The organism is Streptomyces sp. NPDC002133 (assembly GCF_040296405.1).
Classification (GTDB): Bacteria; Actinomycetota; Actinomycetes; order Streptomycetales; family Streptomycetaceae; genus Streptomyces.
Window position 1 is genome coordinate 483935 of record NZ_JBEOXF010000002.1, and the last position, 10316, is coordinate 494250.

The 10316-nt window shown below is 68.4% G+C and carries 9 protein-coding genes; 7 read left to right on the forward strand and 2 right to left on the reverse strand.

The window, feature by feature from the left end; all coding sequences use genetic code 11:
- Positions 1 to 261 precede the first annotated feature (261 nt).
- Genes ABT078_RS04590 through ABT078_RS04605 form a run of 4 tightly spaced genes read left to right on the forward strand, consistent with a single transcriptional unit; the run spans position 262 to position 5094 of the window.
- Positions 262 to 2481 (forward strand): polyribonucleotide nucleotidyltransferase, encoded by a 2220-nt coding sequence (locus ABT078_RS04590; RefSeq protein WP_351223691.1) that lies wholly within the window; start codon positions 262 to 264, stop codon positions 2479 to 2481.
- On the forward strand, positions 2478 to 3857 hold the full coding sequence (locus ABT078_RS04595; RefSeq protein WP_351223693.1) for a M16 family metallopeptidase: 1380 nt from the start codon (positions 2478 to 2480) through the stop codon (positions 3855 to 3857). Before ABT078_RS04590 ends, ABT078_RS04595 begins: the two co-directional genes overlap by 4 nt.
- Before the next feature lie 14 nt (positions 3858 to 3871).
- Positions 3872 to 4630, forward strand: coding sequence for a 4-hydroxy-tetrahydrodipicolinate reductase (dapB, locus tag ABT078_RS04600; protein ID WP_351223695.1), 759 nt, complete (start codon positions 3872 to 3874; stop codon positions 4628 to 4630).
- An 11-nt stretch (positions 4631 to 4641) separates the two neighbouring features.
- A complete protein-coding gene (locus tag ABT078_RS04605) occupies positions 4642 to 5094 on the forward strand; it encodes a tetratricopeptide repeat protein (protein ID WP_351223697.1) in 453 nt (150 codons plus the stop codon).
- On the opposite strand, the gene ABT078_RS04610 is transcribed toward ABT078_RS04605, so the two are convergent.
- Together ABT078_RS04610 and ABT078_RS04615 are read right to left on the reverse strand one after the other, a co-directional pair.
- A complete protein-coding gene (locus tag ABT078_RS04610) occupies positions 5084 to 5641 on the reverse strand; it encodes an SCO5741 family PH domain-containing membrane protein (RefSeq protein WP_351223699.1) in 558 nt (185 codons plus the stop codon). The two genes, ABT078_RS04605 and ABT078_RS04610, sit on opposite strands and share 11 nt — an antisense overlap.
- 126 nt (positions 5642 to 5767) lie before the next feature.
- A complete protein-coding gene (locus tag ABT078_RS04615) occupies positions 5768 to 6037 on the reverse strand; it encodes a hypothetical protein (protein ID WP_351223701.1) in 270 nt (89 codons plus the stop codon).
- A 247-nt stretch (positions 6038 to 6284) separates the two neighbouring features.
- Between ABT078_RS04615 and thyX the strand changes: the two genes are divergently transcribed.
- From thyX to ABT078_RS04630, 3 genes are all read left to right on the forward strand, one after another.
- A complete protein-coding gene (gene thyX, locus ABT078_RS04620) occupies positions 6285 to 7022 on the forward strand; it encodes an FAD-dependent thymidylate synthase (protein WP_351223703.1) in 738 nt (245 codons plus the stop codon).
- 189 nt (positions 7023 to 7211) lie between these two features.
- A complete protein-coding gene (dapA, locus tag ABT078_RS04625) occupies positions 7212 to 8111 on the forward strand; it encodes a 4-hydroxy-tetrahydrodipicolinate synthase (RefSeq protein ID WP_351223705.1) in 900 nt (299 codons plus the stop codon).
- Positions 8112 to 8238: 127 nt separating this feature from the next.
- Positions 8239 to 9924, forward strand: coding sequence for a ribonuclease J (locus tag ABT078_RS04630; protein WP_351223707.1), 1686 nt, complete (start codon positions 8239 to 8241; stop codon positions 9922 to 9924).
- The last annotated feature ends 392 nt before the right edge of the window (positions 9925 to 10316 follow it).

Here is a 10316-nt window from a genome sequence, read left to right on the forward strand (position 1 = left end):
TCCCTTTGCTGTACATGCGGTCCTGAGGGAAACCTCAGTAATCTGGTCTCACAGCACAACGCAAAAACGCAGTACCGAAGCAGCATCCGAAAACGCAATACCGAAGAGGAGGAGCGCCCCTCCGCCGCCGGTCCTCGGTAGTGGCCCCCGGAACACATCCGGGTGCTTCGATCGAAGACCGGCCCGCACGCAAGGCGCGCTTCTCCGCCACCGTCCCCCACGCCACACGGGCGAGGGGACGCAGACGAGGAGATATCGCTGGTGGAGAACGAGACCCACTACGCCGAAGCCGTGATCGACAACGGCTCCTTCGGCACCCGCACCATCCGCTTCGAGACGGGCCGCCTGGCCAAGCAGGCCGCCGGCTCCGCCGTGGCGTACCTGGACGACGACACCATGGTGCTGTCGGCCACCACCGCGTCCAAGAACCCCAAGGACCAGCTGGACTTCTTCCCCCTGACGGTCGACGTCGAGGAGCGGATGTACGCCGCGGGCAAGATCCCCGGTTCGTTCTTCCGCCGTGAGGGCCGTCCGTCCGAGGACGCGGTCCTCACGTGTCGCCTGATCGACCGCCCGCTGCGCCCGTCCTTCAAGAAGGGCCTGCGCAACGAGATCCAGATCGTCGAGACGATCATGGCGCTCAACCCCGACCACCTGTACGACGTGGTCGCGATCAACGCCGCCTCCTGCTCCACGCAGCTGGCCGGCCTGCCCTTCTCCGGCCCGATCGGCGGCACCCGTGTCGCGCTGATCAACGGTCAGTGGGTGGCCTTCCCGACCCACACCGAGCTCGAGGACGCCGTCTTCGACATGGTGGTCGCGGGCCGCGTCCTGGAGGACGGCGACGTCGCGATCATGATGGTGGAGGCCGAGGCCACCGAGAAGACCATCGAGCTCGTCAAGGGAGGTGCCGAGGCCCCGACCGAGGAGGTCGTCGCCGCGGGTCTCGAGGCCGCGAAGCCCTTCATCAAGGTCCTCTGCAAGGCCCAGTCGGACCTCGCGGCCAAGGCCGCCAAGCCGACCGGCGAGTTCCCTGTCTTCCTGGAGTACCAGGACGACGTCCTGGAGGCGCTCACCGCCGCGGTCAAGGACGAGCTCTCGCAGGCGCTGACCATCGCCGGCAAGCAGGACCGCGAGGCCGAGCTGGACCGCGTCAAGGGTCTCGCCGCCGAGAAGCTGCTCCCGCAGTTCGAGGGCCGCGAGAAGGAGATCTCCGCCGCGTACCGCTCGCTGACCAAGTCCCTGGTCCGTGAGCGCGTCATCAAGGAGAAGACGCGCATCGACGGTCGTGGCGTCACGGACATCCGTACGCTCGCCGCCGAGGTCGAGGCGATCCCGCGCGTGCACGGATCCGCTCTGTTCGAGCGTGGCGAGACCCAGATCCTGGGCGTCACCACCCTCAACATGCTCCGCATGGAGCAGCAGCTGGACACCCTCTCCCCGGTGACCCGCAAGCGCTACATGCACAACTACAACTTCCCGCCGTACTCCGTCGGTGAGACCGGTCGCGTCGGCTCCCCGAAGCGCCGCGAGATCGGCCACGGCGCCCTCGCCGAGCGTGCCATCGTGCCGGTCCTGCCGACCCGCGAGGAATTCCCGTACGCGATCCGCCAGGTGTCCGAGGCCCTCGGCTCCAACGGCTCGACGTCCATGGGCTCCGTCTGCGCCTCCACCATGTCGCTGCTGAACGCCGGTGTGCCGCTCAAGGCCCCCGTCGCCGGTATCGCCATGGGTCTGATCTCCCAGGAGATCGACGGCAAGACGCACTACGTCGCCCTCACCGACATCCTCGGTGCGGAGGACGCCTTCGGTGACATGGACTTCAAGGTCGCCGGTACGAAGGAGTTCGTCACCGCCCTCCAGCTCGACACCAAGCTGGACGGCATCCCGGCCTCCGTCCTGGCCGCGGCCCTCAAGCAGGCCCGCGACGCCCGCCTCCACATCCTCGACGTGATGATGGAAGCGATCGACACCCCGGACGAGATGTCCCCGAACGCCCCGCGGATCATCACCGTCAAGATCCCCGTGGACAAGATCGGCGAGGTCATCGGCCCCAAGGGCAAGATGATCAACCAGATCCAGGAGGACACCGGCGCCGAGATCACGATCGAGGACGACGGCACCATCTACATCGGTGCCGCCGACGGCCCGGCCGCCGAGGCCGCCCGAGCCACGATCAACGGCATCGCCAACCCGACCATGCCGGAGGTCGGCGAGCGCTACCTGGGCACCGTCGTGAAGACGACGACCTTCGGTGCGTTCGTCTCCCTGCTCCCCGGCAAGGACGGCCTGCTGCACATCTCGCAGATCCGCAAGCTCGCCGGCGGCAAGCGCGTGGAGAACGTCGAGGATGTGCTCGGTGTCGGGGCCAAGGTGCAGGTCGAGATCGCCGAGATCGACCAGCGCGGCAAGCTGTCCCTCATCCCCGTGATCGCGGACGAGGACGCTGCCGACGAGGCGAAGGACGACACCGACAAGTGACGTCCCGTAGTTCCAGGACGACGGCCCGCACCTCCTCGGAGGCGCGGGCCGTCGCCCGTACCCAAACGCTTCTCCAGGGCGAGCACGGCATCGGCACGGTCCGTAAGACCACCCTCCCCGGGGGGCTGCGCATCGTCACCGAGACCCTGCCGTCCGTGCGTTCCGCCACCTTCGGCATCTGGGCGCACGTCGGCTCCCGCGACGAGACCCCCTCGCTCAACGGCGCCACGCACTACCTGGAGCACCTCCTCTTCAAGGGCACGCACAAGCGCTCCGCCCTCGACATCTCCTCCGCCATCGACGCGGTCGGCGGCGAGATGAACGCCTTCACGGCGAAGGAGTACACCTGCTACTACGCACGGGTGCTCGACACCGATCTGCCGCTGGCGATCGACGTCGTCTGCGACATGCTCACCGGCTCGCTGATCCTGGACGGGGACGTCGACGCCGAGCGCGGCGTCATCCTCGAAGAGATCGCGATGACCGAGGACGACCCGGGCGATGTCGTCCACGACCTCTTCGCGCGCACCATGTTCGGCGACACCCCGCTCGGCCGGCCGGTCCTCGGCACCGTCGACACCATCAACGCGCTGAACCGCTCGCAGATCGCACGCTTCTACAAGAAGCACTACGACCCGACGCACCTCGTCGTCGCGGCCGCGGGCAACATCGACCACGCCACCGTCGTACGCCAGGTGCGCAAGGCCTTCGACAAGGCCGGCGCCCTGTCCCGCACGGACGCCGCACCGGTCGCCCCGCGCGACGGCCGGCGGACCATCAGCACCGCGGGACGGGTCGAGGTGCTGGGCCGCAGGACCGAGCAGGCCCATGTGGTCCTCGGCATGCCCGGCCTGGCCCGAACCGACGACCGTCGGTGGGCCCTCGGTGTACTGAACACGGCCCTCGGCGGCGGCATGTCCTCCCGCCTCTTCCAGGAGGTACGGGAGAAGCGCGGGCTCGCCTACAGCGTGTACTCGTACACGTCGGGCTTCGCCGACTGCGGGCTCTTCGGCGTCTACGCCGGCTGCCGGCCCAGCCAGGTCCACGACGTGCTGAAGATCTGCCGTGGGGAGCTCGACCGGGTCGCGAACGAGGGCCTGCCGGACGACGAGATCGACCGGGCCGTCGGCCAGCTCTCCGGCTCGACCGTCCTCGGCCTCGAGGACACCGGCGCGCTGATGAACCGCATCGGCAAGAGCGAGCTGTGCTGGGGCTCCCAGATGTCGGTCGACGACATGCTGGCGAGCATAGCCGCGGTCACCCCCGACGACGTACGGGCGGTCGCCCGTGACGTACTGGGACAGCGCCCATCGCTGTCGGTGATCGGCCCGCTGAAGGACAAGCAGGCGGACCGCCTGCACGAATCCGTCTCGTAGAGAGCGAACGCAACATGAGCAAGCTGCGCGTGGCCGTCCTCGGCGCCCAGGGCCGTATCGGCTCCGAGGCGGTACGAGCCGTCGAGGCCGCCGAGGACATGGAACTCGTCGCCGCGCTCGGCCGGGGCGACAAGCTGGAGACCCTCGCCGAGAACGGCGCCCAGGTCGCGGTCGAACTGACCACACCCGCCTCGGTGATGGGCAACCTCGACTTCTGCGTGCGTCACGGCATCCACGCCGTCGTGGGCACCACCGGCTGGACGGACGAGCGCCTCGCGCATCTGCGCACCTCGCTCGATGCTTCCCCCACCCCTTCGACGGGCGTGCTCATCGCGCCCAACTTCTCCATCGGCGCCGTGCTCACGATGAAGTTCGCGGCCCAGGCCGCGCGCTACTTCGAGTCGGTCGAGGTCGTCGAGCTGCACCACCCGAACAAGGCGGACGCCCCCTCCGGCACTGCCACGCGCACCGCCCAGCTGATCGCCGCCGCCCGCGCCGAGGCGGGCTGCGCCCCGCAGCCCGACGCGACCGTCACGGCCCTGGACGGTGCGCGCGGCGCTGACGTCGACGGGGTGCCGGTGCACGCCGTGCGGCTGCGCGGTCTGCTGGCCCACCAGGAGGTCCTGCTCGGGGGCGAGGGCGAGACCCTCACCATCCGCCACGACTCCCTGCACCACAGCAGCTTCATGCCGGGCATCCTGCTCGGTGTGCGCCGCGTGGTGACCACGCCCGGGCTCACCTTCGGCCTCGAGCACTTCCTCGACCTCGGCTGAGACCGGCTACCATGCGCGCGAGAATCTCGTACTTCGTCACGGCTGCCGTCCTGGTCGTCTACTTCGTCCTGGTCGGCAGCAGGGGCGTGATGCTGATCCAGCAGGGCACCGCGCTCACCGTCGCGTTCGGTGCCGCGGTGCTGATCCTGCCGGTGATCGGTGTCTGGTTCCTCTGGAAGAACACCCAGTTCGTCAAGAAGGCCAACGCACTGGCCGCGAAGCTGGACGCGGAGGGCGGACTGCCGGTCGACGAGCTGGTCCGCACCCCGGGCGGCCGTATCGACCGCGACTCCGCCGACGCCGTGTTCGCCAAGCGCCGCGCGGAGACCGAGGACTCACCCGACGACTGGCGCTGCTGGTTCCGGCTGGCCGTGGCCTACCACGACGCCCGCGACACCCCGCGCGCCCGCCGGGCGATGCAGCGCGCGATCGCGCTGCACGACGGAAAGCCGGTCAGGGCCTGACCGGGCCGTACTCCGCGCCCCACGCCTCGACGGTGTCAGCCGCACGGTCGAACGCCTCGACCCGCGCCAGGAAGTCCGCGTTGTGGTCCGTGAGCAGCGTCAGCGGATCACGCTCTTCGCGTACGAGCACGAGCGCTTGACCCTGCACGGTCCGCGGCAGTCCCAGCCAGCGCACCGGCTGCTGCACCGTGCGCAGCCCCGTGATCTCCTCCCAGGCCACGGTGCTGGTCGAGACGAAGCCCACGCTCCGCAGACCGTGCCTGCTCACCCAGGCGCCGATGCGCAGCAGCCGCAGTGCCGCCGCGATCATCAGCGAGGCGAGCCCGAAGCACAGCCCCGCGCCCTGCAAGGCACCGGCGAAGGCGATGATCACCGCGGCGATCAGCACGAACGACGCCAGAAGCAGTACCAGCGCCGAGGCCGCCACGCGCCAGGGACCCGGGCGGTAAGGCCGCCGCCACTGGTCATGGTCGTCGAACGGCAGCGCGACATCGTCGTCCGCCGGGGCGTCGAAGGCGCGGTCGGCCGTCAGGAAGGGCAGGGGCACGGCTGAACCTCACTCATCAAGCACGAAGGGCTGTGCCTGGTGAGGCTACCGAGGCGGCCACGGACGGACCACCCCAGGGGGCCCATGGAGGCGCCTGCCCTGTCCGCCGGGGCAGTTCGGGAGGAGTCAGCGGCCGTCGGACGCCTCGGCCTGCTGAGCATGCGAAGGCGCCTTCGGTGACTCCAGCGCCGGCATTCCGAGAAGCAGCGATCCGACCAGGCCGGCCACGACGGTCAGGCCGATCAGCGCACGTCCGGCCAGCTGCGACCAGCTCGGGCGCTCCCTGGGTGGCGGAGTGACGTTGCTGCGGAAGCGATCGGCCTCGGCGACGAATGCGAACGGAACGGCCTCTCGCCTGGGGGTGGTACCGCCCAGCGGTTGCTGGGTGAGGGACATGAGGGCCTCCTGGAGCCTGGTGAGTCGTGCGCGCGCCATGTGTCCGGTCGCTGCCACAGGTACAGACGCGCAGAACGTCCGGGAGGTGCCTGATTCCAGTGAATTGACCCAAGAATCACAGGAAGGCCCCGTCGGTCCCGTCGCGCCCGGCGACCGGAGGAGTCGGGTCCTGCGCCTCCCGGCGTTGTCAGTGGTGAGCCGTAGAGTGGGCGCCGCCCGAGCGACGCAACTGGAAGGACCCCCGCCGGTGACCGAGATCCCCGCCGACTACAAGCCCGGCTTCCGCAGCGATGTCACCGTCGAGCTGGTGAAGCACACCGCCGGCGATTCCGATGTGCTGTGGGCGGCCAGAGTCTCCACTGCGGGCGAGCAGTCCCTGGAGGAGATCTCCAAGGACCCGGTGCGCTCGAAAGGGCTCATCAACTATCTGATGCGGGACCGCCACGGCAGCCCCTTCGAGCACAACTCGATGACGTTCTTCATCAGCGCCCCGATCTTCGTCTTCCGTGAGTTCATGCGCCACCGCGTCGGCTGGTCGTACAACGAGGAGTCCGGTCGCTACCGGGAGCTGCAGCCCGTCTTCTACGTCCCGGCCGAGTCCCGCAGGCTCGTGCAGGAGGGCCGCCCCGGAAAGTACGTCTTCGTCGAGGGCACCCAGGCCCAGCAGGAGCTCACCGGCCGCGTGATGGCGGACTCGTACCGCCAGTCGTACGAGTCGTACCAGGAGATGCTCGCAGCGGGTGTGGCGCGCGAGGTCGCCCGCGCGGTCCTCCCCGTCGGCCTCTACTCGTCGATGTACGCGACGTGCAACGCACGCTCGCTGATGCACTTCCTCGGCCTGCGCACCCAGCACGAGCAGGCGAAGGTCCCGTCCTTCCCGCAGCGGGAGATCGAGATGGTGGGCGAGAAGATGGAGGAGCACTGGGCCAAGCTCATGCCGCTCACCTATGCGGCCTTCAATGCCAACGGCCGTGTGGCCCCGTAGAGCACAGATGTACGGTCAGCCTTACTCGGTGTCCGTATTGCGGCGTTTCGAGAAGTTCATCTAGGCTGATCAAACGGACCCGGCACTGCTTGAACCCCCGAGCAGGCAGTGCCGGGCTCCACTGACCACGGCATACGTCACGTCCCCCAAGGGGACCCTACGCGCTGAGCAGCGAGTAGCGTGTTACCCATGGCTCCGATCTCCACTCCGCAGACCCCCTTCGGGCGGGTCCTCACCGCCATGGTCACGCCGTTCACGGCGGACGGCGCACTCGACCTCGACGGCGCGCAGCGGCTCGCCACCCACCTGGTGGACGCAGGCAACGACGGCCTGATCATCAACGGCACCACCGGCGAGTCCCCGACCACCAGCGACGCGGAGAAGGACCAGCTGGTACGAGCCGTCCTCGACGCCGTGGGCGACCGTGCCCATGTCGTCGCCGGAATCGGAACCAACGACACCCACCACAGCATCGAGCTCGCCCGCGCCGCCGAGCGCGCCGGCGCACACGGCCTGCTCGCCGTGACGCCGTACTACAACAAGCCCCCGCAGGAGGGCCTGTACCGCCACTTCTCGGCCATCGCCGACGCGACGGGCCTCCCGGTGATGCTGTACGACATCCCGGGCCGCAGCGGCGTTCCGATCGACACCGAGACCATCGTCCGTCTCGCCGACCATCCGCGGATCGTGGCCAACAAGGACGCCAAGGGCGACCTCGGCCGGGCCAGCTGGGCCATCGCCCGCAGCGGCCTCGCCTGGTACTCGGGCGACGACATGCTCAACCTCCCGCTCCTCTCGGTCGGCGCCATCGGCTTCGTCTCCGTGGTCGGCCACGTCGTCACACCGGAGCTGCGCGCCCTCGTCGACGCGTACACCTCGGGCGACGTCCAGAAGGCCACCGAGATCCACCAGAAGCTGCTCCCGGTGTTCACGGGCATGTTCCGGACCCAGGGCGTGATCACCACCAAGGCCGCGCTCGCGCTCCAGGGTCTGCCGGCAGGCCCGCTGCGCCTCCCGCTCGTCGAGCTCACCGAGGCCGAAACTGCCCAGCTCAAGATCGATCTCGCCGCCGGCGGGGTACAGCTGTAGCCACAGACTTCACAACTGAATACGACCCAAGTGAATACGCACCACAACAACGACAACAGCAAGTGCACGAATGTCATGCGCGCCACGTGCCCAAGCGGTACGTGGCGCGTGTGGTGAGGAGAGTCTTTTGAGTCATCCGCATCCTGAACTCGGCACACCGCCGAAGCTCCCCAAGAGTGGCCTGCGAGTCACCCCGCTCGGCGGTCTCGGCGAGATCGGCCGGAACATGACCGTCTTCGAGTACGACGGCCGGCTCCTGATCGTCGACTGCGGCGTCCTCTTCCCCGAGGAGGAACAGCCCGGCGTCGACCTGATCCTGCCGGACTTCACCACGATCAAGGACCGCCTCGACGACATCGAGGGCATCGTCCTCACGCACGGCCACGAGGACCACATCGGCGGTGTCCCGTACCTGCTCCGCCTGAAGCCGGACATCCCGCTGATCGGCTCCAAGCTGACCCTCGCCCTGATCGAGGCGAAGCTCCAGGAGCACCGCATCCGCCCGTACACCCTCGAGGTCAGCGAGGGCAATCGCGAGCGCATCGGCCCCTTCGACTGCGAGTTCATCGCGGTCAACCACTCCATCCCGGATGCCCTCGCCGTCGCCATCCGCACTCCCGCGGGCATGGCCGTCCACACGGGCGACTTCAAGATGGACCAGCTCCCCATGGACGGCCGCCTCACGGACCTGCACGCCTTCGCGCGTCTGAGCGAGGAGGGCATCGACCTCCTGCTGGTCGACTCGACCAACGCCGAGGTCCCCGGCTTCGTCCCGGCCGAGCGTGACATCTCGAACGTGCTGCGCGGCGTTTTCGCGGGCGCCCAGAAGCGCATCATCGTGGCCAGCTTCGCCAGCCACGTGCACCGCATCCAACAGATCCTCGACGCGGCACACGAGTACGGCCGCAGGGTCGCCTTCGTCGGCCGCTCGATGGTCAGGAACATGGGCATCGCCCGTGATCTCGGGTACCTCAAGGTCCCGGCCGGCCTGGTCGTGGACGTCAAGTCGCTGGACGACCTCCCGGACCACGAGGTCGTGCTGGTCTGCACGGGTTCCCAGGGCGAGCCGATGGCGGCCCTGTCCCGCATGGCCAACCGCGACCACCAGATCCGCATCGTCCAGGGCGACACCGTCATCCTGGCCTCGTCACTCATTCCGGGTAACGAGAACGCCGTCTACCGGGTGATCAACGGACTCACCCGTTGGGGTGCGAACGTCGTCCACAAGGGCAACGCCAAGGTCCACGTCTCGGGCCACGCCTCGGCCGGCGAGCTGCTGTACTTCTACAACATCTGCAAGCCGAAGAACCTCATGCCGGTCCACGGCGAATGGCGCCACCTCCGCGCCAACGCCGAGCTCGGCGCGCTGACGGGAGTCCCCAAGGACCGCATCGTCATCGCCGAGGACGGCGTGGTGGTCGACCTGGTCGACGGCAAGGCCAAGATCACCGGCAAGGTGCAGGCGGGATACGTGTACGTCGACGGCCTCTCGGTCGGCGACGTCACCGAGGCCTCGCTGAAGGACCGTCGGATTCTGGGCGACGAGGGCATCATCTCGGTCTTCGTCGTGGTCGACTCCACGACCGGCAAGGTGGTCGGCGGCCCCAACATCCACGCACGGGGCTCCGGCATCGAGGACGGCGCGTTCGACGCGGTGATCCCGAAGATCGAGGAAGCCATCCACAAGTCGGCGGCGGACGGTGTCTCCGAGCCGCACCAGCTGCAGCAACTCATCCGGCGGTCGGTCGGCAAGTGGGTCTCGGACAGCTACCGCCGGCGCCCGATGATCCTCCCGGTCGTGGTCGAGGTCTGACACCAGGTCTGCAGCCGGACCTGGCACCGGAACTGACACCCGGTGGAGTGATCTTGGAGCGGGGCGCCCCGATTTGCATCGGGCGCCCCGCTCCAGTACGTTTACGGCTCCGCCTGAGGGGAAGGCCGGGGCGCACTTGTGCGCTCGGATGGACCACTCGAGGGGCGGGAATTCCGACTCAGAATCTCTGATAAAGTCGGGAAAGCCGAAAGGCAGTCGAAAGGCAAAAGGCCCTCCAACGGCCACTGGAAACAGAATCCGAACCGGGAACGGAACGGAAAATGAATCTGGTAAGGTTGGAAACACCGAAGGGAAGCGCCCGGAGGAAAGCCCCAGAGAATGTTCTGCGGGTGAGTACGAAGGAAGCGTCCGTTCCTTGAGAACTCAACAGC